This window comes from Streptomyces sp. ITFR-16 (genome assembly GCF_031844705.1).
Lineage (GTDB): Bacteria > Actinomycetota > Actinomycetes > Streptomycetales > Streptomycetaceae > Streptomyces.
Window position 1 is genome coordinate 3,020,492 of the sequence record NZ_CP134609.1, and the last position, 21,757, is coordinate 3,042,248.

Consider the following 21,757-nt stretch of genomic DNA (forward strand, 5'->3'; position numbering starts at 1 on the left):
CCTCCGGGTCCGGGGGAAGTCCGTCAGGCCGGGGCCGGGGCGGCCGGCTGCTCCGGCTCGGCCGCACCGGCGGCGGGCTTCTCGTCGGCGGGGCCGTACGCCACCAGGCTCAGCACGATCAGGCCCAGCACCACCATCATGGCCACGAACGCGGTCCAGCCGACCAGACCCACCGTCAGGGCGCCCAGGACGCCGTGCACGACGGCGCAGCAGATGAGCACGATCCGGGCGACACGGCCGGGGCCCCGGTCGCGGATGCCGGCCAGCAGGAGCAGCACCCCGCACAGCACCAGGAACAGCCCGGAGACCGCGCCCAGCACCAGGGTGCCGTTGGCCATCATCTTGGGGTCCGTGCCCGCGAGGGACATGTCCTGGTTCTTGACCACCGTGCCCAGGACCACGTTGATGATCACGATGCCCACGGCTTCCGCGAACAGCACGAGCGCGGCCGTGCAAGCCACCGTCATGCGCACCATGACGCCCACCCCTTGTCACCCGGCCCCGTTACCTGCAGTACGTGCGATAGGGCGGACCCTACTCATGGGTAATGCTCACGACAAGGGGTGCGACACGGTTTACCGTGCGCGGCACCGGCTCGCACACCCCTACGGCACCCCCTTGTTCACCCCCAGGTGCGTCGGGCAAAGAATTGCCCGCGCGTTAGTGGAAACTCCACAAAGAATTACCGGGAGTCGCTGCCCGTACCGACAGAGACCTGGACCACACCTCGTGGCTACTGTGCGGTCGTAGAACCCGGCGTACCGTGGTGGCACAAGGGATTTCGCGACTCGAGCAAGCCTCGAATCACACTCCGTGTGGGCAAGCTCACCATTGGGGACGGGTCGTAGGACCGTGTCGGTTGTCCCTAAACTCAGCTTGTTTCAAGGAGGGAGCCATCGTGCGCAAGGTGCTCATCGCCAACCGTGGCGAAATTGCTGTCCGTGTTGCTCGGGCCTGCCGGGACGCGGGAATCGGGAGCGTGGCCGTCTACGCCGACCCCGACCGCGACGCTCTGCATGTGCGTGCGGCCGACGAGGCATTCGCCCTGGGCGGTGACACCCCGGCCGCCAGCTATCTGGACATGGCCAAGGTGCTCCAGGCTGCCAAGGACTCCGGGGCGGACGCGATCCACCCGGGTTACGGCTTCCTCTCGGAGAACGCCGAGTTCGCCCAGGCCGTACTGGACGCCGGTCTCACCTGGATCGGCCCGCCGCCGCAGGCGATCCGGGACCTCGGTGACAAGGTCGCCGCCCGCCACATCGCCCAGCGCGCCGGCGCCCCGCTCGTGGCCGGTACGCCGGACCCGGTCGAGGGTTCCGCCGAGGTCGTCGCCTTCGCCGAGGAGCACGGGCTGCCGATCGCGATCAAGGCCGCCTTCGGTGGTGGCGGCCGCGGTCTGAAGGTCGCGCGCACGCTGGAGGAGATCCCGGAGCTGTACGACTCCGCCGTCCGCGAGGCCGTGGCCGCGTTCGGGCGCGGGGAGTGCTTCGTGGAGCGCTACCTCGACAAGCCCCGGCACGTGGAGACCCAGTGCCTGGCCGACACCCACGGCAACGTGGTCGTCGTCTCCACCCGTGACTGCTCGCTCCAGCGCCGCCACCAGAAGCTCGTGGAGGAGGCCCCGGCCCCCTTCCTGTCCGAGGCGCAGAACGCGGAGCTGTACGCGGCCTCCAAGGCGATCCTGAAGGAGGCCGGCTACGTCGGCGCCGGCACGGTCGAGTTCCTGGTGGGCCTGGACGGCACGATCTCCTTCCTGGAGGTCAACACCCGCCTCCAGGTGGAGCACCCGGTGACCGAGGAGGTCTCCGGCATCGACCTGGTCCGCGAGATGTTCCGCATCGCCGACGGCGAGGAGCTGGGGTACGACGACCCCGCCGGGCGCGGTCACTCGATCGAGTTCCGGATCAACGGCGAGGACCCGGGCCGCGGCTTCCTGCCGGCCCCGGGCACCGTCACCCGCTTCGACCCGCCCACCGGCCCCGGCGTCCGGCTCGACGCGGGCGTCGAGTCCGGCTCGGTCATCGGCCCCGCCTGGGACTCGCTGCTGGCGAAGCTCATCGTGACCGGTGCGACGCGTGAGCAGGCGCTCCAGCGCGCGGCCCGCGCCCTGGCCGAGTTCCACGTCGAGGGCATGGCCACCGCCATCCCGTTCCACCGCGCGGTCGTGACGGACCCGGCGTTCACGGCCGACCCGTTCCGCGTCCACACCCGCTGGATCGAGACGGAGTTCGTCAACGAGATCAAGCCGTTCGCCGCTCCCGCCGAGGCGGACGCGGACGAGGAGGCCGGTCGCGAGACGGTCGTCGTCGAGGTCGGCGGCAAGCGCCTGGAGGTCTCGCTGCCCTCCTCGCTGGGCATGAGCCTGGCCCGTACGGGCCTCGCGGCCGGTGCCAAGCCGAAGCGCCGCGCGGCGAAGAAGTCCGGCTCGGCCGCCTCCGGCGACACGCTCGCCTCCCCGATGCAGGGCACGATCGTGAAGATCGCCGTGGAGGAGGGCCAGGAGGTCAAGGAGGGCGACCTGATCGTCGTCCTGGAGGCCATGAAGATGGAACAGCCGCTGAACGCCCACCGGGCGGGCACGATCAAGGGCCTGGCCGCCGAGGTCGGCAGCTCGGTCTCCTCCGGCGCGGCCATCTGCGAGATCAAGGACTGATCCCGCACCCGCTGTACGTACCGCCGGCGCCCCGGTCATGTCCTCGGACGTGACCGGGGCGCCGTCGCTCCGGTGGCGCGGTGGCATCCTGGGACTCCCGGGGAGAACAGGGAGGACAGCGTCATGGCGACGAGCACGGCACGGACACCGGCCCGGCCCATGCGAGCCGACGCGCGCCGCAACTACGACCGGCTGCTGACCGAGGCGCGCGGCGCCTTCGCGGAGCACGGCACGGACGCGTCCCTGGAGGACGTCGCACGGCGTGCGGGGGTGGGCATCGGCACGCTGTACCGCCACTTCCCGACCCGGCACGCGCTGATGAGCGCCGTCTTCCAGGAGGCGGTGGCCTCCCTGATCACCCGCTCCCGCGAACTGGCCGCCGCAGAGCGGCCGTGCGCCGGGCTGATGGAGTGGCTCGGCGCGATCGTCACTCATGCGGGTGAGTACCGGGGGCTCGCCCAGGCGCTCATGTCGACCTGCCGGGACGAGAATTCGGCACTGGCACCGTGCAATGTGCCGTTGCGCGAGGCGGGTTCGGTGTTGTTGGCGCGGGCGCAGGCGAGCGGGTCGGTGCGGGGGGATGTGTCGATCGACGACCTGATGCAGCTGACGAACGCGATCGCCCTGGCCGCGGAACAGTCCCCCAAGGACCCGGCCCTGGCAAACCGCCTCCTGACCCTGACCCTGCGCGGCCTGCGCCCGTAACGGCCGACGGCCACATCCGCCTCGCCCCCGAGAAGCGACGCCCACATCCAGCTCCTCCCGCGAGAACGCCCGCTCATACCCAGCTCCTCCGGCGTTTGAGGAGCGAGAGGCGACACCCAGCCCCTCAGGCGTTTGAGGGACGAGAGGCGCACACCCAGCCCCTCCGGCGATTGAGGAGCGGGGGTTCGGGGGCAGCGCCCGGGGCTCCGCCCCGGACCCCGCGCCTCAAACGCCGGCGGGGCTGGGTGTGCCCCCGAGCCTGGATTGACTGCGGCGAGGCCGGGTTTGCCCCCGAGCCAGGATTGACTGCGGCGAAGCCGGGTTCGGGGCTTGCCCCCGAACCGGACCGGCTGCGGCCAAGCCGGGGTGGCGCGCCCCGCAGGGTCAGCGGCGGCGGAGGTCTGCGACTCTCGCTCGGTCCGGGCCCGGCTCGGCCAGGACCGCCGACCCCCGCACCTGCCCATGCGTACGCCGCTGCCCCGGCAAGGGCATCTCGCGGCGCCCCGAGCGGCCCGACCCCGGTTCGGTGGACGAGGCCGGGGCAGCAGTCCCGCCCCCCGCACCCGCCACCGCGATCTGCACACCCTGGTCCGCCAGAGCCTGCAGCTCCGCCGCCGCACGGTCGTCGTGCGCGGCAGGTTCGTCCGTGACGAGGCGCGTGATGAGATCGGTCGGCACCGTCTGGAACATGGTGTCGGAGCCCAGCTTGGTGTGGTCCGCGAGGACCACCACCTCCGCCGCGGCCTGCACCAGCGCCCGGTCCACGCTCGCGGAGAGCATGTTGGACGTGGAGAGCCCGCGCTCGGCGGTGAGACCGCTCCCGGACAGGAAGGCACGCGAGACCCGCAGCCCCTGGAGGGACTGCTCGGCTCCACTGCCCACCAGGGCGTAGTTGGAACCGCGCAGGGTGCCCCCGGTCATCACCACTTCCACCCGGTTGGCATGGGCCAACGCCTGGGCGACCAGCAGCGAGTTGGTGACCACGGTCAGACCGGGGACCCGCGCGAGCCGGCGGGCCAGCTCCTGCGTGGTCGTACCGGCGCCGACCACAATGGCCTCGCCCTCTTCGACGAGCCCTGCGGCCAGATCGGCGATGGCCGTTTTCTCCGCGGTGGCGAGATGGGATTTCTGCGGAAAGCCGGACTCCCGCGTAAAACCGCCCGGCAAAACCGCACCGCCGTGCCGGCGGTCGAGGAGTCCTTCTGCCTCCAGTGCCCGCACGTCCCGCCGTACGGTCACTTCGGAGGTCTGGACGACGCGGGCGAGCTCACGGAGCGATACCGCCCCGTTGGCACGCACCATTTCGAGGATCAACTGACGACGTTCTGCAGCGAACACGAAACTGACAGTAACGTGACCGCCCGAGAGTTTTCAGCAGTTTGCGCCGAATAGCAGAAGTTGTACATACAAGGGGCCGCCAAGTGGTATAGGCGGCCCCGTTGTTGTCCCGTCCTGATCGAACGGCGGTCGCGGGACCGCCGGAGTTGCCGGGAGTTGCCGGGGAATGCCGGGTTGGAACCCCGCCCTGGAGGGGGCCTAGGCCTCGCCCGCGCGCTTACGGGTGTGCAACTGACGGGCCACTTCCGCGATCGAACCCGACAGGGACGGATACACAGTGAAGGCGTTTGCGATCTGCTCGACCGTCAGATTGTTGTCGACCGCGATCGAGATGGGGTGGATCAGCTCGCTCGCCCGGGGCGCGACGACACAGCCGCCGACCACGATGCCGGTGCCGGGCCGGCAGAAGATCTTGACGAAGCCGTCCCGGATGCCCTGCATCTTGGCGCGCGGGTTGCGCAGCAGCGGCAGCTTGACGACCCGGGCGTCGATCTTGCCGCCGTCCACGTCGGCCTGGCTGTAGCCGACCGTGGCGATCTCCGGGTCGGTGAAGACGTTCGATGAGACCGTCTTGAGGTCCAGCGGGGCCACCGCGTCGCCGAGGAAGTGGTACATCGCGATCCGGCCCTGCATCGCGGCGACGGAGGCGAGCGCGAAGATCCCGGTGACGTCACCGGCCGCGTAGACGCCCGGCGCGCTGGTGCGGGAGACCTTGTCGGTCCAGATGTGGCCGGAGTCCTTGAGGCGGACACCGGCCTCCTCCAGGCCCATCCCGGCGCTGTTGGGGATCGCGCCGACCGCCATCAGGCAGTGCGAGCCGGTGATGACGCGGCCGTCGGCCAGCGTCACCTCGACCCGGTCGCCGACCCGCTTGGCGGACTGGGCGCGGGAGCGGGCCATCACGTTCATGCCGCGCCGCCGGAAGACGTCCTCCAGCACGGCGGCCGCGTCCGGGTCCTCGCCCGGCAGCACCCGGTCGCGCGAGGAGACGAGGGTGACGCGCGAGCCGAGCGCCTGGTAGGCGCCGGCGAACTCCGCGCCCGTCACACCCGAGCCGACCACGATGAGCTCCTCGGGGAGCTCGTCGAGGTCGTAGACCTGGGTCCAGTTCAGGATGCGCTTGCCGTCGGGCAGCGCGTCCGGGATCTCCCGGGGGTGGCCGCCGGTCGCGATCAGTACGGCGTCAGCGGTGAGCGTCTCCTCCGTACCGTCGGCCGCCGTGACGACGACCTGGCGCGAGCCGTCGGCGGCCTGGAGGCCCTCCAGCCGGCCGCGTCCGCGCATCACGCGTGCGCCCGCACGGGTGACGGAGGCGGTGATGTCGTGGGACTGGGCGAGCGCCAGGCGCTTCACCCGCCGGTTGACCTTGCCGAGGTCGACGCCGACCACCCGCGCCGCCTGCTCTATGTGCGGGGTGTCGTCCGCGACGATGATGCCGAGCTCCTCGTACGAGGAGTCGAAGGTGGTCATCACCTCTGCCGTCGCGATCAGGGTCTTCGAGGGCACGCAGTCGGTGAGCACGGACGCGCCGCCGAGGCCGTCACAGTCGACGACGGTCACCTCCGCGCCGAGCTGGGCGCCCACCAATGCCGCCTCGTACCCGCCGGGTCCGCCGCCGATGATCACGATCCGGGTCACGAAAAGTCCGCCTCGCGTTTCTCGTCCCGCGGCCGTCTGCTGCCCCGGCCGGGGGTCCGGGGGGACGCCCCGGGGGAATGCAGTACGTACTTCATTGTCCCGCACGCGCCAAGCTGCTTCCCGCCGGGGCCCTCCATACGTGCGCCGGGGCGCCCGAGGCGCGGCCGGCGGGCCTCGAACGCGCCCCCTTCACGGGGCCTTCCTCACAGGAATCGCCGCTCCCGGGGCCACCTCCCGTACCCTCGACCCCATGTCGCTCTACGCCGCGTACGCCGGCAACCTCGACGCGAGGCTGATGACGCGCCGCGCACCGCACTCCCCGCTGCGCGGCACGGGCTGGCTGAACGGCTGGCGGCTGACCTTCGGCGGGGAGCAGATGGGCTGGGAGGGCGCGCTGGCCACCGTGGTCGAGGCGCCGCGCTCCCAGGTCTTCGTGGCCCTGTACGACCTGGCCCCCATGGACGAGGACTCCATGGACCGCTGGGAGGGCGTCGGCCTGGACATCTACCGGCGCATGCGGGTCCGGGTGCACACCCTGGACGGCGAGGAGCCGGCCTGGATGTATGTGCTGAACGGGTACGAGGGCGGGCTGCCCTCCGCCCGCTACCTCGGCGAGATCGCGGACGCGGCCGACTCCGCGGGCGCGCCGCACGACTATGTGATGGAACTCCGCAAGCGCCCCTGCTGAGCGTCCGGGAACGGCGCTGATCTGCCGTTTCGCGCCCGCGCCCGGCGGCCGTTGTGGGAACACACGAACGGACGCACGGAGACTCTGTACGGGAGCATCTACGCGCGTAGGGAATCAGCGGTTACGCTCATCCGCGTGAACGCATCAGTTATTCCGGACCACATCCAGGGCGACCCGCACGCCGCCGCCGCCGACGCCGCCGCCCGCCTGCGCGAGCTGACCGGTGCCGAGACCCACGACGTCGCCCTCGTGATGGGCTCCGGCTGGGCGCCCGCCGGCGATGCGCTCGGCACTCCGGAGGCCGAGTTCCCGGTGACCGACCTGCCGGGCTTCCCCGCCCCCGCCGTCGAGGGCCACGGCGGCACGATCCGCTCGTACCGCATCGGCGAGAAGCGCGCCCTGGTCTTCCTGGGCCGTACGCACTTCTACGAGGGCCGCGGCGTGGCCGCCGTGGCGCACGGGGTGCGTACCGCCGCCGCCGCGGGCTGCAAGACCGTCATCCTGACGAACGGCTGCGGCGGTCTGCGCGAGGGCATGCGCCCCGGTCAGCCGGTCCTGATCAGCGACCACATCAACCTCACGGCGGCGTCGCCGATCATCGGCGCCAACTTCGTCGACCTCACCGACCTGTACTCGCCGCGGCTGCGCGCACTGTGCAAGGAGATCGACGAGACCCTCGAAGAGGGGGTGTACGTGCAGTTCCCCGGCCCGCACTACGAGACGCCGGCCGAGATCAACATGGTCCGTGTGATGGGCGGCGACCTGGTCGGCATGTCCACCGTGCTGGAGGCGATCGCGGCGCGCGAGGCGGGCGCCGAGGTGCTGGGCCTGTCCCTGGTGACGAACCTGGCGGCGGGGCTGAGCGGGGAGCCGCTGAACCACGAAGAGGTGTTGCAGGCGGGGCGGGACTCGGCGACGCGGATGGGCGCGCTGCTGGCCCGCGTCCTGGAACGCATCTGACGGCCCCTCCCCCGGGGCTCCGCCCCGGGGCCTGCCCCGTACCACCACCACACCCCCGGAAAGGCGGACACCGTGACGACGCAGGAGCTCATCGGCCGGGCCAGGACCTGGCTCGCGGAGGATCCGGACCCCGAGACCCGTGAAGAGCTGGCCAAGCTCATCGAGTCCGAGGACCTCGACGAGCTCGCCGCCCGCTTCGCCGGCACGCTCCAGTTCGGCACCGCCGGACTCCGCGGCGAGATCGGCGCGGGACCGATGCGCATGAACCGCGCCGTCGTCATCCGCGCCGCCGCCGGGCTCGCCGCGTACCTCAAGGACCAGGGCCGGGCGGGCGGCCTCGTCGTCATCGGGTACGACGCCCGCTACAAGTCCACCGACTTCGCCCGGGACACGGCGGCCGTGATGACCGGCGCCGGCCTCCGGGCGGCGGTACTCCCCCGCCCGCTCCCCACGCCCGTACTCGCCTACGCCATACGGCATCTGGGAGCCGTCGCCGGCGTCGAGGTCACCGCCAGCCACAACCCGCCGCGCGACAACGGCTACAAGGTCTACCTCGGCGACGGCTCGCAGATCGTGCCGCCGGCGGACGGCGAGATCGCCGCCGCCATCGACGCGGTCGGCCCGCTGGAGAGCGTGCCCCGTCCCGAGGACGGCTGGGAGACCCTCGGCGACGAGGTGCTGGACGCCTATCTGGCGCGTACGGACGCCGTGCTGGACGCGGACTCGCCGCGTACCGCCCGCGTCGCGTACACGGCGATGCACGGCGTCGGCACGTCCGTGCTGACCGCCGCCTTCGAGCGGGCGGGCTTCCCCGCCCCGGTCCTGGTCGCCGAGCAGGCCGAGCCGGACCCCGCGTTCCCCACCGTGGCCTTCCCCAATCCGGAGGAGCCCGGCGCGATGGATCTCGCGTTCGCCACCGCGCGCCGTACGGACCCCGACATCGTCATCGCCAACGACCCGGACGCCGACCGCTGTGCCGTCGCCGTCCCGGACCCGGCGGCCGACGGCGGCTGGCGGATGCTGCGCGGGGACGAGGTCGGCGCGCTGCTCGCCGCCCACCTCGTGCGCCGGGGCGCCACCGGCGTGTTCGCCGAGTCGATCGTCTCGTCCTCGCTCCTGGGCCGGATCGCCGAGAAGGCGGGCCTCGGCCACGAGGAGACGCTGACCGGCTTCAAGTGGATCGCCCGTGTCGAGGGACTGCGCTACGGCTACGAGGAGGCGCTCGGCTACTGCGTGGACCCGGACGGCGTCCGCGACAAGGACGGCATCACGGCGGCCCTGCTGGTCGCCGAGCTCGCCTCCGTGCTCAAGGAGCAGGGCCGCACCCTCCTGGACCTGCTGGACGACCTCGCCCTGGCCCACGGCCTGCACGCCACCGACCAGCTGTCGGTGCGGGTCGAGGATCTGTCCGTCATCGCGGACGCCATGCGCCGCCTGCGTGAGCGGCCCCCGGCCGAGCTGGCCGGGCTGGCCGTCACCTCGGCCGAGGACCTGTCGCGCGGCAGCGCGCTGCTGCCGCCCACCGACGGACTGCGCTACCGGCTGGACGGCGCCCGGGTGATCGTCCGCCCGAGCGGCACCGAGCCGAAGCTCAAGTGCTATCTGGAGGTCGTGGTGCCGGTCGCCTCGGCGGACGGGCTGCCCGCGGCGCGTGCGAGGGGCGCGGAGCTCCTGGCCGGCATCAAGCGCGACCTCGCGGCCGCGGCAGGCATCTGACGGCCGCCGGACACCGGTGAACGGGGCGGGCGGGCGGCAGGAGGCCCGTCCGTCCCGGCGTCCTCAGCCCAGCGCGCCCAGGACGATCAGCAGCACCGCGCCCACCACGGCCGGCGCGATGACCTCGTACGCCCAGCGCACCGACGTCACGGGATCGCCCTCGACCGGCTTGTCGCCCGCGCGCTCGGACAGCTCCCGCAGGTCCACCACGGCCTGGTCGGCAGCGGCCACCCGCGCCTTGGTGTCGCGGACGTCGGCGGTCACGGACGTCCTGCGGTAGGGGTCGTCCATCGACTGCCGGGACTGCTGGCGCGCGACCTTCTTGCGCTGGCGCAGCGACACCGGGACGGCCCAGAGCTGGTACTTCGTCCCGTCCTGGGTGAACAGCTCGCTGGAGTACCCGGCGCGCACGTCGGCGACCTCGGTCCACGGCAGCGTGATCGTCCGGAACGGGTTGCGGATCCTGATGCGCCGCTCGCCCGCGAACACCACGGGGCGCAGGGTGAAGGCGACCACCAGCGGGATCACGGTCAGCAGCCCGGCCAGCGCGAGCCACGGCACCCGGCCCTCGCCCCGGAAGGCGGCGTCCCCGCCGATCCAGCAGATGAGCAGGAGCAGCAGGGCGCCCCCGACCAGCCCGGCGGGCGACCGGAAGGTCCGGTCGGCGTAGGTGGGCTCGGAGGGGGGCGTGGGGCTCGTCATGAGCCCGATTCTGCCTGACGTGTGCCGGGGAGGGGCGGCGGGCCTCCCGGCGTCGCGCGATGTGCGGCTGACCTGGGCCCCTGTACAGGCCGCTACGCGCGTAGATATGCTCCCCTGGTGACCATGCCCACCACTGCCCCCGCATTCGCCGACGCGACGGCGTCCGAGACTGCGCTGCGCCGCTTCCTGCACGGGCTGCCCGGCGTCGACGCCGTCGGCCTCGAAGCGCGCGCCGCCTCGCTCGGAACCCGTTCGATCAAGACGACGGCCAAGGCGTACGCCATCGACCTGGCCATTTCGATGATCGACCTGACGACGCTGGAAGGCGCGGACACCCCGGGCAAGGTCCGGGCTCTCGCCGCCAAGGCCGTCAACCCCGATCCCACCGACCGCACGACCCCGCGCACCGCGGCCGTCTGCGTCTATCCCGACATGGCGGCGACCGCCGTCGCCGCCCTGGCCGGTTCCGGCGTGAAGGTGGCGTCCGTCGCGACGGCCTTCCCCGCCGGGCGCGCCGCGCTCGACGTGAAGCTCGCGGACGTCCGTGACGCCGTGGCCGCCGGTGCCGACGAGATCGACATGGTGATCGACCGGGGCGCCTTCCTCTCCGGCCGCTATCTGAAGGTGTACGAGGAGATCCTCGCCGTGAAGGCGGAGTGCGGGACCGCCCGCCTCAAGGTGATCTTCGAGACCGGCGAGCTGTCCACGTACGACAACATCCGGCGGGCCTCCTGGCTCGGGATGCTGGCCGGGGCGGACTTCATCAAGACGTCGACCGGCAAGGTCGGGACGAACGCCACGCCCGCGAACACCCTGCTGATGCTGGAGGCGGTGCGCGACTTCCGTGCGCAGACCGGTGTCCAGATCGGCGTGAAGCCGGCCGGCGGCATCCGCACCTCCAAGGACGCGCTCAAGTTCCTGGTCCTGGTCAACGAGACGGCGGGCGAGGACTGGCTGGACAACCACTGGTTCCGCTTCGGCGCCTCCAGCCTGCTGAACGACCTGCTGATGCAGCGCCAGAAGCTCAGCACCGGCCGTTACTCCGGCCCCGATTACGTGACGGTGGACTGATCCCCATGGCATCTGCATTCGAGTACGCACCCGCTCCCGAGTCGCGGTCGGTCGTCGACATCGCGCCCTCGTACGGCCTGTTCATCGACGGTGAGTTCACCGACGCGGCCGACGGCCAGGTCTTCAAGACGGTCTCGCCGAGCAGCGAGGAGGTGCTGTCCGAGGTCGCCCGGGCCGGCGCCGAGGACGTGGACCGGGCCGTGAAGGCCGCCCGCCGGGCGTTCGAGAAGTGGTCGGCGCTGCCCGGCTCCGAGCGCGCCAAGTACCTCTTCCGGATCGCCCGGATCATCCAGGAGCGCAGCCGCGAACTGGCCGTCCTGGAGACCCTGGACAACGGCAAGCCGATCAAGGAGACCCGCGACGCGGACCTCCCGCTGGTCGCCGCGCACTTCTTCTACTACGCGGGCTGGGCCGACAAGCTCGACCACGCGGGCTACGGCGCGAACCCGCGCCCGCTGGGCGTGGCCGGCCAGGTCATCCCGTGGAACTTCCCGCTCCTGATGCTCGCGTGGAAGATCGCCCCGGCGCTCGCCACCGGCAACACGGTGGTGCTCAAGCCCGCCGAGACGACCCCGCTGTCCGCGCTGTTCTTCGCGGACATCTGCCGCCGGGCGGGCCTGCCCAAGGGCGTCGTCAACATCCTCACGGGGTACGGGGACGCGGGCCAGGCGCTCGTCGAGCACCCCGACGTGAACAAGGTCGCCTTCACCGGCTCGACCGCCGTCGGCAAGGCCATCGCCCGGAGCATCGCGGGCACGGGCAAGAAGGCCACGCTGGAACTGGGCGGCAAGGGCGCCAACATCGTCTTCGACGACGCCCCCATCGACCAGGCCGTCGAGGGCATCGTCACGGGCATCTTCTTCAACCAGGGCCAGGTCTGCTGCGCGGGCTCGCGGCTGCTCGTCCAGGAGTCGGTCGAGGACGAGCTGCTGGACGCCCTCAAGCGCCGGCTGACCACGCTGCGCCTGGGCGACCCGCTGGACAAGAACACCGACATCGGCGCGATCAACTCCGCGGAGCAGCTCTCCCGGATCACCGCGCTCGTGGAGACCGGCGAGGCGGAGGGCGCGGAGCGCTGGAGCGCCCCGTGCGAACTGCCCTCGGCGGGCTACTGGTTCGCCCCGACGCTGTTCACCAACGTCACCCAGGCGCACACCGTCGCCCGGGACGAGATCTTCGGCCCGGTGCTCTCCGTGCTGTCGTTCCGCACCCCGGACGAGGCGGTCGCCAAGGCCAACAACAGCCAGTACGGCCTGTCGGCGGGCATCTGGACGGAGAAGGGCTCCCGCATCCTCGCGGTGGCCGGCAAGCTCCGGGCCGGCGTCGTCTGGGCCAACACGTTCAACAAGTTCGACCCGACCTCGCCGTTCGGCGGTTACAAGGAGTCGGGCTTCGGCCGCGAAGGCGGCCGTCACGGCCTGGAGGCGTACCTCGATGTCCGATAACCGTCTGAGCGTCTTCAAGACCTACAAGCTGTACGTCGGGGGCAAGTTCCCCCGCTCCGAGAGCGGCCGGGTGTACGAGGTGACGGACTCCAAGGGCAAGTGGCTGGCGAACGCGCCCCAGTCCTCCCGCAAGGACGCGCGCGACGCCGTCGTGGCCGCCCGCAAGGCGTTCGGCGGCTGGTCGGGCGCGACCGCGTACAACCGCGGCCAGATCCTCTACCGCATCGCGGAGATGCTGGAGGGCCGCAAGGAGCAGTTCGTCCGCGAGGTGGCGGAGGCCGAGGGCCTGTCGAAGTCCAAGGCGGCGGCCGTCGTGGACGCGGCGGTGGACCGCTGGGTCTGGTACGCGGGCTGGACCGACAAGATCGCCCAGGTCGTGGGCGGGGCGAACCCGGTCGCGGGGCCGTTCTTCAACCTCTCGACCCCGGAGCCGACGGGCGTGGTGACCGTGCTCGCACCGCAGGAGTCCTCGTTCCTGGGCCTGGTCTCGGTGCTCGCCCCGGTGATCGCGGCCGGCAACACGGCGGTCGTCGTGGCCTCCGCCAGGTCCCCGCTGCCCGCGCTGTCGCTGGGCGAGGTGCTGGCCACCTCGGACCTGCCGGGCGGTGTGGTCAACATCCTGTCGGGCAGGACCGCGGAGATCGCCACGCCGCTCGCCTCCCACCAGGACGTGAACGGCATCGACCTCACGGGCGCGGACGCGGAGCTGGCCACGGAGCTGGAGATCGCGGCGGCCGACAACCTGAAGCGCGTCTCCCGCCCACAGGCTGTGGACGGCGACGAATGGTCGGCCGATCCCGGTACGCGCCGGCTGACGGCGTTCCTGGAGACCAAGACGGTCTGGCACCCGACGGGCGCGCTGGGCGTGTCGGGCTCCTCGTACTGACGCCCTGACGCCGGTACGGGCGCGGCCCGTGCCCCGGGAACCCCGGGGTACGGGCCGCTTCCCTGTCAGCTGTGCAGCGCGCCCACGACCTGGCCCACCACGGGCAGGTCCTTCAGCGCGCCGCCGCTGGTCACCGGGTCGGTGACCAGGGCGGTGGAGATGGGCTTGAAGTCGGCGATCTGGGTGCCCACCGCGTTGTCCAGCGGGTCCACTCCCGTACCGGCCAGCGGGTCGAGCCGCAGGTGCGTCACCGGGGCGATGCTGTTGTCCAGCGACTGGCCGAGCGCCCCGGTCAGCGCGCCGCCCGCCGCCTCGGTGGCCTCGCCGAGGCTGGTGTCGGTGCCGGTCTCCTGCACGAGGGGCAGCGGCGCGGCCTGGGCCGCCGCACCTCCCGCGCCGAGTGCGGCGCCCACCGCGGTGACGGTCAGGCCCGCGCGCAGCAGCGTGCGGCGCCGGGACTTGGAAAGTGCGTGACGTGCCATGGATTTCCCACCTGATCGGCCGTTCGAACCATCAATCGAGTAATCGTCTGAGTGCATAGCGTAGTTGAGGTGTGATGCTCGATACCAACACGACCTCCGGGGGATCCCCTGTGCGGGTCAATGCCTCACACTCGTGTCCTGTGAGTTCCCAAGCGCTTTCGACCCGCGTCGTCCTGCTGGCGGGCCCCTCCGGCTCCGGCAAGTCCTCCCTCGCCGCACGCACCGGCCTTCCGGTGCTGCGGCTCGACGACTTCTACAAGGAGGCGGGCGACCCCACGCTGCCGCTCGTCCCCGGCAGTACGGACATCGACTGGGACTCCGCACAGTCCTGGGACGCCGACGCGGCGGTCACCGCGATCACCGAGCTGTGCCGCTCCGGGCACACCGATGTCCCCGTGTACGACCTCTCCACCAGCTCCCGCACCGGGCACGAGACCTTCCACATCGAGCGCACCCCGCTCTTCGTGGCCGAGGGGATCTTCGCGGCGGACATAGTCGAGCGCTGCCAGTCCCTGGGCCTGCTGGCGGACGCCCTGTGCCTGCGCGGCCGTCCGTCCACGACATTCCGCCGCCGGCTGCTGCGGGATCTGCGCGAGGGCCGGAAGTCCGTGCCGTTCCTGCTGCGGCGCGGCTGGCGCCTGATGCGGGCCGAACGCCGCATCGTGGCCCGCCAGACGGAACTGGGCGCCTACCCCTGCAACAAGCCCGAGGCCCTGGGCCGCCTGGCAGCGGCGGCAGCGGGCCGCTGCCGCACACCTGCCGCCCCCAGCCCCTCCACGGCCGCCGCAGCGGCGAAATCGGGCCCCTCAGGCGGTTGAGAGGAGCGGGGGCGCCCCCGGGACCCGGAACGCGCCGCGGGGCCGGACAGGACCCCCCGGCCCGTCCGACCCCACAGCTTCCCCCGTGCACCGCCGCCTCCCCCGAAGCGACGACCGTTCCCCCGTAACCCCCCGTGCTCCCCCGTATCCCCGTTCCCCCGTTGTTTCCCCCGTTCCCCCCGTCCCCTCAGGCCACCAGCTCGCCGAAGGACTCCTCCTCGTCACGGCCGAAGCTGAGGACCTCGTCCTCGCGCAGCCGGCGGAGCGACCGCCAGATGCTGGACTTCACCGTGCCGACACTGATGTCGAGGATGGACGCGATCTCCGGGTCCGTGCGGCCCTCGTAGTAGCGCAGGACCAGCATGGTGCGCTGCAGCTCGGGCAGTCGCGCCAGCGCCTGCCAGAGCACGGCGCGCAGCTCCGTACCGCGCATCGCGTCCGTGTCGCCCACCGTCTCCGGCAGCTCCTCGGTCGGGTATTCGTTCAGCTTGCGCCTGCGCCAGGCGCTGATGTGCAGATTGGTCATGGTGCGGCGCAGATAACCGCCGACCGCCGCCTTGTCGCTGATCCGGTCCCACGCCCGGTAGGTCGAGAAGAGGGCGCTCTGCAGCAGGTCCTCGGCCTCGAACCGGTCACCGGTCAGGTGGTAGGCGGTGGCGTACAGGGAGGCGCGGCGCTCCTGGACGTAGGCCGTGAACGCCGCTTCGGCGTCCTCGGTCTGCGCCGCGGGCTTCCGCTCCCCCGTGGCCTCCCCGTACGTGCTTCCCCCGTTGCCCGCGTCAACGACCGTCATGAACGACGGATGCTGACGCCCGGCGCCTCGAACGCACCCCCGTCCGTTCACTGCGGCGCCGGACTTCTCCGTGCTCCGCCCGACGTCGTGGAGACGCGTGACAACTGCGCTTGCGGTGATGCTGTGAGTTGCGTTCATCTCGCGCCCCCCATCGGTGGAGTCCGGCCGTTCCTTGTGTCAACGAGCTTGCCGGGGCAGTTTCATGGCGCTGTCCGCCGACTGTCACAGCCCTGTCACAGGGCCCGGCGACGACACGATCCGGGGCCGTCGGATGCATGAGAGGGGACCAACTGTCGAACTAGGGCTCCCCCATGGGTCAGAATGACCAACGTGCCTTTCCTGTTGCTGATCGAGGACGACGACGCCATCCGCACGGCCCTCGAACTCTCGCTGTCACGCCAGGGCCACCGTGTGGCCACCGCGGCGACGGGAGAGGACGGCCTCAACCTGCTGCGCGAGCAGCGGCCCGACCTGGTAGTGCTGGATGTGATGCTGCCCGGGATCGACGGTTTCGAGGTGTGCCGGCGCATCCGGCGCACCGACCAGCTGCCGATCATCCTGCTGACCGCGCGAAGCGACGACATCGACGTCGTGGTCGGACTGGAGTCCGGCGCCGACGACTATGTGGTCAAACCCGTGCAGGGGCGGGTGCTCGACGCCCGCATCCGCGCGGTGCTGCGCCGCGGCGAACGGGAGTCCACCGACTCCGCGACGTTCGGGAACGTGGTGATCGACCGGTCCGCCATGACCGTCACCAAGAACGGGGAGGACCTGCAGCTCACGCCGACCGAGCTGCGACTCCTGCTCGAACTGAGCCGGCGGCCGGGCCAGGCCCTGTCCCGCCAGCAGTTGCTGCGCCTGGTCTGGGAGCACGACTACCTGGGTGACTCCCGTCTGGTGGACGCCTGTGTCCAGCGGCTGCGCGCGAAGGTGGAGGACGTCCCCTCCTCGCCGACCCTGATCCGTACCGTGCGGGGCGTGGGATACCGGCTGGACTCGCCGCAGTGAGCACGGCTGTGCGGCGGAGCCTGCTCGCCGGGCTCCGCTGGACCAGCCTGCGGCTGCGGCTCGTCGTCGTGTTCGCGCTGGTCGCGCTGACGGCCGCGGTGTCGGCGTCCGGGATCGCGTACTGGCTGAACCGCGAGGCGGTGCTGACCCGTACCCAGGACTCGGCGCTCGGGGACTTCCGCCAGGAGATGCAGAGCCGGGCGGCCTCGCTGCCGCTGCGGCCCACCAAGGAGGACCTGCAGACCGCCGCCGTGCAGATGGCGAGCAGCAGCCCCGGTTACAGCGTGCTGCTGATCGACGAGCGCGACCCCGGCAAGCCCATCGTCGGCAACTCCGACCTGGACACCTTCACCCGCAGCAACGTTCCGCTCTCGCTGCAGAAGCAGGTCAGCAGGAAGCAGCCGGTCAAGGCGGGCAACAAGTACGAGTACCACCTGTTCTGGCAGCGCACCTCGATCCGCGGCACGCCGTACCTCGTCGCCGGTACGAAGATCATCGGCGGCGGTCCGACGGGGTACATGCTCAAGTCGCTCGACCAGGAGCGCCAGGACCTGAGCTCGCTGGCCTGGTCGCTGGGGATCGCCACGGCGCTCGCCCTGGTCGGCTCCGCCCTGCTCGCGCAGGCCGCGGCCACGACGGTGCTGCGGCCCGTGCAGCGTCTCGGTGACGCCGCGCGCAAGCTCGGCGAGGGCAAGCTCGACACCCGGCTCGTGGTGTCCGGCACGGACGAACTCGCGGACCTCTCCCGTACGTTCAACCGGACGGCGGGCTCGCTGGAGAAGAAGGTCGCGGACATGAGCGCGCGGGAGGAGGCCAGCCGCCGCTTCGTCGCCGACATGTCGCACGAGCTGCGCACCCCGCTCACCGCGATCACCGCGGTGGCCGAGGTGCTGGAGGACGAGGCCGACAGCCTCGACCCGATGATCGCGCCCGCCGTGCACCTGGTGGTCAGCGAGACCCGGCGGCTCAACGACCTGGTGGAGAACCTGATGGAGGTCACCCGCTTCGACGCGGGCACGGCCCGTCTGGTCCTGGACACCGTCGACGTCGCCGACCAGGTGACCGCCTGCATCGACGCCCGCGCCTGGCTGGACGCGGTGGACCTGGACGCCGAGCGCGGCATGCTGGTCCGCCTCGATCCGCGCCGGCTCGACGTGATCCTGGCGAATCTGATCGGCAACGCGCTGAAGCACGGCGGTTCGCCGGTACGGGTCGCGGTGCGGACCGAGGGCGACGACCTCGTCATCGAGGTGCGCGACCACGGCCCCGGCATCCCCGAGGACGTCCTGCCGCACGTCTTCGACCGCTTCTACAAGGCCAGCGCCTCCCGGCCGCGCTCCGAGGGCAGCGGGCTCGGGCTCTCGATCGCCATGGAGAACGCGCACATCCACGGCGGTGACATCACCGCCGCGAACTCGCCGGACGGCGACGGGGCGGTGTTCGTCCTGCGCCTGCCGCGCGACGCCGAGGCACTGGGCCGCACCACCGGGGACGACGACGCGGTCCACCCGGACCAGGAGGACGACGCGACGTGATGCGCAGCGAACGACGGGGACGCCGCACGGCCGCGGCCCTGGCCGGTGCCGCACTCTGTGCCGTACTGGCGGCGGGCTGCGGAATCCGGACGACCTCGGTGCCGGTGGACGCGGGCGCGGCCCCGTCCCGGGTGCCGTGCGCGATGCCCGCCGAGGACGTCGCGTCCCAGGCCCAGCAGGGCATCCCCGTACAGGTCTATCTGGTCTGCGCCTCGCAGCTGGTCACCGTGGACCGCGCGGTGCAGGTCCAGGAGGCCAAGTCCGACCGGCTCCGGATCGCCACGGCGCTGCTGGACCAGTTGCAACAGGAGCCGCCGGCCGACGAGCGGCAGGCGGGCTTCTCCACGGACGTCCCGAAGACGCTGCGGGTCGCCGGCCCGCGCGCCGGCGACCGCAAGGACACCCTGCGGCTCAGCGAACAGCCGGAGGACCTGCCGTCCGAGGCACTGGCCCAGATCGTCTGTACGTTCACCGAGAGCGAGGCGCTCGTCCCCAAGGAGACGGTGCGGCTGGGCGGCCCGGGGAACTACCCGGCGCGCGGCTATCTGTGCACGGCGGAGACGAAGGCCAGCCCGAAGACCGTGCCGACGCAGGGTGCCGTCGGCCTGCTGTAGGCCGGGGCGGACCGCCTCTGCTGAACGGTGAGCCAGGTCTCCCCGGTCCGTGCGGAACCGATCCTGCCGCAGCCCGCGTCTTGGGTGGCGTGCGTCAAGGTTCGGGCGGCCAAGCCGTCATCCGCTTCCGCGCGGTCGGGGTGTCTCTCCTCCTCGCGCATCTGCTGCTCGTCGGGTGGCTGACTCTTCGCCCGCTGGACGTGCCGTGGGTGACCGCCGCCAACCTCTCGCCGTTCGCCGGCATCAAGGCCGATCTGTCCCTCGGCCCGGCCGCCGCCGCCCGCCGGATCGGTGAGGGCCTCCTGCTGCTGGCGCCCCTGGGTGTGCTGCTCCCGATGGCCGGCGGCCGGCTGCACGTCTCCCCGTGGGCCTCGCTGGCCCGTACGGTCGCGGCCGGTTCGCTGATCTCGCTCGCGATCGAGCTGGGCCAGACCGGGGTGCCCGGCCAGGTCGTCGACGTCGACTCGCTGTTCCTGAACACCATCGGCATCGCCCTCGCCCATGTCCTGGTCGTACCGGCGTGCCGGGCGCGGCTGCGCCGGCGCGGCGGGGAGCGGGTCCGGCCGGCCCGCCGGACCGGCCACGAGGCCCCTCAGGGGTCGACCCCGACGATTTCCAGGGTCGGTATCGCCCCGTAGAGCGACGCTTTGCCCCTGTTGTGCGCGCGATGCTGGATACATCGGGAGCACAACCGACGGCTCCCCGCAACGGTTCGCGAAGGAGCTCACCATGGCCGCACTTGCCCGCCCCCGCGACGGACGCATGATCGGCGGAGTGTGCGCAGCGCTGGCACGACGCTTCGGCACCTCCGCGGGGACCATGCGCGTCATCTTCCTGGTCTCGTGCCTGCTGCCGGGGCCTCAGTTCCTGCTCTATCTGGCGCTGTGGCTGCTGCTGCCGCAGGAGGAGGGCTCGGCCTCGGCGGCCTGGTAGCCGCGCCTGTTCCGTACGTACGCACGCCTGTGGGCGGGCACCCGGTCGGGGTGCCCGCCCACAGGCGTGGAGCGGGGCGTGCTCAGTGGCCGAGGGGCAGACCGTTGGCGGACAGGCCGCTGGTGGTCAGGCCGCCCTGGGGCACACCGGTCGGCAGGCCGCCGAGGAGGCCCTTGGCCGGGGCGGTGACGTCGTCGACGACCTTCGCCTGGCTGGTGCCGAGGAGCTCGGTGGCGGTGTCCTGGAGCGGCAGGGTCGACGTGGCGTTCGCCAGGGCGCCGGCCACGGGCAGGGCGCTCGTGGCGGTGTCCAGCGGCAGCGCGGAGGCCGACGCGGTGCCGGCGGCGGCAGCGGCGAAAGCGGCACCGAGAGCGGCGACGCCGAGAGTCCTGGCAGCAGACTGCTTCATATGACATTCATCCTTGGGGAAGGGGATGTGAGCGGCTCTGCAACGTAGTCAGCCCACACCCCGTCCCGCAAACATCCAGAAACACGGAAAACGGCCGGGATTTCCCTCCCGGCCGTTTTCGCGTCAACCTGCCGTCACTCGGAAACCGAGGTAGACACGCTGGTCGCAGCGGTCTGCTCGAAGAGCCATTCGGACTTCAGCTCGGCGTATCCGGGCTTGATGACGTCACTGATCATCGCCAGACGTTCATCGAAAGGAATGAATGCTGATTTCATCGCATTGACGGTGAACCACTGCATGTCGTCGAGCGTGTATCCGAAGGTCTCGGTCAGCTTCTCGAATTCCTGGCTCATGCTCGTCCCGCTCATCAGCCGGTTGTCCGTGTTCACGGTGGCCCGGAAATGGAGCTTGCGCAGCAGCCCGATGGGGTGCTCGGCGTACGAGGCGGCGGCGCCGGTCTGCAGGTTCGACGTCGGGCAGAGCTCCAGCGGGATGCGCTTGTCCCGTACGTACGAGGCGAGCCGGCCGAGCTTCACGCTGCCGTCCTCGGCGACCTCGATGTCGTCGATGATCCGGACCCCGTGGCCGAGCCGGTCGGCGCCGCACCACTGGATGGCCTGCCAGATCGACGGCAGGCCGAAGGCCTCGCCCGCGTGGATGGTGAAGTGGTTGTTCTCGCGCTTGAGGTACTCGAAGGCGTCCAGGTGCCGGGTGGGAGGGAAGCCCGCCTCGGCGCCCGCGATGTCGAAGCCGACGACGCCCTGGCCCCGGTAGCGGTTGGCGAGTTCGGCGATCTCCAGCGAGCGGGCGGCGTGCCGCATCGCGGTGAGCAGGGCACCGACCCGGATCCGGTTGCCGTCCTGCCGGGCCCGCCGCTCGCCCTCACGGAAGCCCTCGTTGACGGCCTCGACGACCTCTTCGAGGGTCAGTCCGGCTTCCAGGTGCTGCTCGGGGGCGTACCGCACCTCGGCGTAGACGACGCCGTCGGCGGCCAGGTCCTCGGCGCACTCGGCGGCGACCCGGACCAGCGCGTCACGGGTCTGCATGACGGCGCAGGTGTGCGCGAACGTCTCCAGGTACCGCTCCAGCGAACCGGAGTCGGCGGCCTCGCGGAACCAGATGCCGAGCTTGTCGGCGTCGGTCTCGGGAAGTCCGTCGTATCCGCTCGCCAGGGCGAGGTCGACGATCGTCCCGGGGCGCAGTCCGCCGTCGAGGTGGTCGTGGAGAAGGACCTTGGGGGCACGCCGGATCTGGTCCTGGCCGGGCACATTGAGGGTCGGGCTCATCATTCACGCACTCTAACGCCTACGCGCGTAGAGCGCTGCTCGCCGATGCGTAACAGAGACCGCGAATACGGGTGGCG

At 71.6% G+C, this 21,757-nt stretch carries 22 protein-coding genes; 14 read left to right on the forward strand and 8 right to left on the reverse strand.

The features are described 5' to 3' along the window. Positions 1-23: 23 nt before the first annotated feature. Positions 24-476 carry a hypothetical protein gene (locus tag RLT58_RS13285; RefSeq protein ID WP_311310611.1) on the reverse strand — a complete coding sequence of 151 codons (453 nt, stop codon included), beginning with the start codon at positions 474-476 and terminating at the stop codon, positions 24-26. A 422-nt stretch (positions 477-898) separates the two neighbouring features. On the opposite strand from RLT58_RS13285, the gene RLT58_RS13290 reads away from it, so the two are divergent. Together RLT58_RS13290 and RLT58_RS13295 are read left to right on the forward strand one after the other, a co-directional pair. Further along, on the forward strand, positions 899-2,653 hold the full coding sequence (locus tag RLT58_RS13290; protein WP_311310612.1) for an acetyl/propionyl/methylcrotonyl-CoA carboxylase subunit alpha: 1,755 nt from the start codon (positions 899-901) through the stop codon (positions 2,651-2,653). 123 nt (positions 2,654-2,776) lie between these two features. Beyond that, entirely contained in the window at positions 2,777-3,358 is a 582-nt protein-coding gene (locus RLT58_RS13295; RefSeq protein WP_311310613.1) for a TetR/AcrR family transcriptional regulator, read from the forward strand. 384 nt (positions 3,359-3,742) lie between these two features. Here the strand turns inward: RLT58_RS13295 and RLT58_RS13300 are convergent, their stop codons facing one another. Beyond that, positions 3,743-4,696, reverse strand: coding sequence for a DeoR/GlpR family DNA-binding transcription regulator (locus RLT58_RS13300; RefSeq protein WP_311310614.1), 954 nt, complete (start codon positions 4,694-4,696; stop codon positions 3,743-3,745). Between the two features lie 198 nt (positions 4,697-4,894). Further along, positions 4,895-6,334 (reverse strand): NAD(P)H-quinone dehydrogenase, encoded by a 1,440-nt coding sequence (locus tag RLT58_RS13305; protein ID WP_311310615.1) that lies wholly within the window; start codon positions 6,332-6,334, stop codon positions 4,895-4,897. A gap of 250 nt (positions 6,335-6,584) precedes the next feature. On the opposite strand from RLT58_RS13305, the gene RLT58_RS13310 reads away from it, so the two are divergent. From RLT58_RS13310 to RLT58_RS13320, 3 genes are all read left to right on the forward strand, one after another. Beyond that, a complete protein-coding gene (locus RLT58_RS13310) occupies positions 6,585-7,022 on the forward strand; it encodes a gamma-glutamylcyclotransferase family protein (RefSeq protein WP_024490113.1) in 438 nt (145 codons plus the stop codon). Positions 7,023-7,157: 135 nt separating this feature from the next. Further along, positions 7,158-7,982, forward strand: a complete 825-nt coding sequence (locus RLT58_RS13315; protein WP_311310616.1) for a purine-nucleoside phosphorylase — start codon at positions 7,158-7,160, stop codon at positions 7,980-7,982. Between the two features lie 72 nt (positions 7,983-8,054). Next, complete coding sequence (locus RLT58_RS13320; protein WP_311310617.1) at positions 8,055-9,698, forward strand: phospho-sugar mutase; 1,644 nt, start codon at positions 8,055-8,057, stop codon at positions 9,696-9,698. Positions 9,699-9,761: 63 nt separating this feature from the next. Here the strand turns inward: RLT58_RS13320 and RLT58_RS13325 are convergent, their stop codons facing one another. Beyond that, on the reverse strand, positions 9,762-10,400 hold the full coding sequence (locus RLT58_RS13325; protein ID WP_311310618.1) for a PH domain-containing protein: 639 nt from the start codon (positions 10,398-10,400) through the stop codon (positions 9,762-9,764). A gap of 123 nt (positions 10,401-10,523) precedes the next feature. On the opposite strand from RLT58_RS13325, the gene deoC reads away from it, so the two are divergent. From deoC to RLT58_RS13340, 3 genes are read left to right on the forward strand one after another with little or no spacing between them, the layout of a single operon-like run. Further along, on the forward strand, positions 10,524-11,471 hold the full coding sequence (gene deoC, locus RLT58_RS13330) for a deoxyribose-phosphate aldolase (protein ID WP_311314505.1): 948 nt from the start codon (positions 10,524-10,526) through the stop codon (positions 11,469-11,471). Between the two features lie 5 nt (positions 11,472-11,476). Beyond that, entirely contained in the window at positions 11,477-12,916 is a 1,440-nt protein-coding gene (locus RLT58_RS13335) for an aldehyde dehydrogenase family protein (RefSeq protein WP_311310619.1), read from the forward strand. Continuing rightward, complete coding sequence (locus tag RLT58_RS13340) at positions 12,906-13,802, forward strand: aldehyde dehydrogenase family protein (protein ID WP_311310620.1); 897 nt, start codon at positions 12,906-12,908, stop codon at positions 13,800-13,802. Before RLT58_RS13335 ends, RLT58_RS13340 begins: the two co-directional genes overlap by 11 nt. Positions 13,803-13,867: 65 nt before the next feature. Here RLT58_RS13340 and RLT58_RS13345 read toward each other — a convergent pair whose 3' ends face one another. Further along, the gene (locus tag RLT58_RS13345) at positions 13,868-14,284 is read right to left on the reverse strand and encodes a hypothetical protein (RefSeq protein ID WP_311310621.1); all 417 of its coding nucleotides are present in this window, start codon (positions 14,282-14,284) and stop codon (positions 13,868-13,870) included. 140 nt (positions 14,285-14,424) lie between these two features. Between RLT58_RS13345 and RLT58_RS13350 the strand changes: the two genes are divergently transcribed. After that, the gene (locus RLT58_RS13350; protein ID WP_311310622.1) at positions 14,425-15,102 is read left to right on the forward strand and encodes a uridine kinase family protein; all 678 of its coding nucleotides are present in this window, start codon (positions 14,425-14,427) and stop codon (positions 15,100-15,102) included. 187 nt (positions 15,103-15,289) lie between these two features. Here RLT58_RS13350 and RLT58_RS13355 read toward each other — a convergent pair whose 3' ends face one another. After that, entirely contained in the window at positions 15,290-16,033 is a 744-nt protein-coding gene (locus RLT58_RS13355) for a SigE family RNA polymerase sigma factor (protein ID WP_311310623.1), read from the reverse strand. Positions 16,034-16,225: 192 nt separating this feature from the next. Between RLT58_RS13355 and afsQ1 the strand changes: the two genes are divergently transcribed. From afsQ1 to RLT58_RS13380, 5 genes are all read left to right on the forward strand, one after another. Next, a complete protein-coding gene (gene afsQ1 / locus RLT58_RS13360; RefSeq protein WP_026171255.1) occupies positions 16,226-16,903 on the forward strand; it encodes a two-component system response regulator AfsQ1 in 678 nt (225 codons plus the stop codon). Further along, on the forward strand, positions 16,900-18,438 hold the full coding sequence (locus RLT58_RS13365; RefSeq protein ID WP_311310624.1) for an ATP-binding protein: 1,539 nt from the start codon (positions 16,900-16,902) through the stop codon (positions 18,436-18,438). The genes afsQ1 and RLT58_RS13365 overlap by 4 nt, the downstream gene beginning before the upstream one ends. Then, positions 18,435-19,052, forward strand: a complete 618-nt coding sequence (locus RLT58_RS13370; protein WP_311310625.1) for a GerMN domain-containing protein — start codon at positions 18,435-18,437, stop codon at positions 19,050-19,052. The genes RLT58_RS13365 and RLT58_RS13370 overlap by 4 nt, the downstream gene beginning before the upstream one ends. Positions 19,053-19,141: 89 nt before the next feature. Further along, positions 19,142-19,690 carry a VanZ family protein gene (locus RLT58_RS13375; RefSeq protein WP_311310626.1) on the forward strand — a complete coding sequence of 183 codons (549 nt, stop codon included), beginning with the start codon at positions 19,142-19,144 and terminating at the stop codon, positions 19,688-19,690. Positions 19,691-19,781: 91 nt separating this feature from the next. Next, positions 19,782-19,985, forward strand: coding sequence for a PspC domain-containing protein (locus RLT58_RS13380; RefSeq protein WP_311310627.1), 204 nt, complete (start codon positions 19,782-19,784; stop codon positions 19,983-19,985). A gap of 82 nt (positions 19,986-20,067) precedes the next feature. On the opposite strand, the gene RLT58_RS13385 is transcribed toward RLT58_RS13380, so the two are convergent. Together RLT58_RS13385 and RLT58_RS13390 are read right to left on the reverse strand one after the other, a co-directional pair. Beyond that, positions 20,068-20,394, reverse strand: a complete 327-nt coding sequence (locus RLT58_RS13385) for a hypothetical protein (protein WP_311310628.1) — start codon at positions 20,392-20,394, stop codon at positions 20,068-20,070. Positions 20,395-20,528: 134 nt separating this feature from the next. Further along, entirely contained in the window at positions 20,529-21,683 is a 1,155-nt protein-coding gene (locus tag RLT58_RS13390) for an adenosine deaminase (protein WP_311310629.1), read from the reverse strand. Positions 21,684-21,757: the final 74 nt, after the last annotated feature.

Bases quoted from the DNA above. Each gene is read 5' to 3' on its own strand.
- RLT58_RS13285 (WP_311310611.1), bottom strand. From the start codon at position 476: ATGGTGCGCATGACGGTGGCTTGCACGGCCGCGCTCGTGCTGTTCGCG.
- RLT58_RS13295 (WP_311310613.1), top strand. From the start codon at position 2,777: ATGGCGACGAGCACGGCACGGACACCGGCCCGGCCCATGCGAGCCGAC.
- RLT58_RS13310 (WP_024490113.1), top strand. From the start codon at position 6,585: ATGTCGCTCTACGCCGCGTACGCCGGCAACCTCGACGCGAGGCTGATG.
- RLT58_RS13325 (WP_311310618.1), bottom strand. From the start codon at position 10,400: ATGACGAGCCCCACGCCCCCCTCCGAGCCCACCTACGCCGACCGGACC.
- deoC (WP_311314505.1), top strand. From the start codon at position 10,524: ATGCCCACCACTGCCCCCGCATTCGCCGACGCGACGGCGTCCGAGACT.
- RLT58_RS13335 (WP_311310619.1), top strand. From the start codon at position 11,477: ATGGCATCTGCATTCGAGTACGCACCCGCTCCCGAGTCGCGGTCGGTC.
- RLT58_RS13340 (WP_311310620.1), top strand. From the start codon at position 12,906: ATGTCCGATAACCGTCTGAGCGTCTTCAAGACCTACAAGCTGTACGTC.
- RLT58_RS13345 (WP_311310621.1), bottom strand. From the start codon at position 14,284: ATGGCACGTCACGCACTTTCCAAGTCCCGGCGCCGCACGCTGCTGCGC.
- RLT58_RS13355 (WP_311310623.1), bottom strand. From the start codon at position 16,033: ATGAACGCAACTCACAGCATCACCGCAAGCGCAGTTGTCACGCGTCTC.
- RLT58_RS13380 (WP_311310627.1), top strand. From the start codon at position 19,782: ATGGCCGCACTTGCCCGCCCCCGCGACGGACGCATGATCGGCGGAGTG.
- RLT58_RS13385 (WP_311310628.1), bottom strand. From the start codon at position 20,394: ATGAAGCAGTCTGCTGCCAGGACTCTCGGCGTCGCCGCTCTCGGTGCC.
- RLT58_RS13390 (WP_311310629.1), bottom strand. From the start codon at position 21,683: ATGATGAGCCCGACCCTCAATGTGCCCGGCCAGGACCAGATCCGGCGT.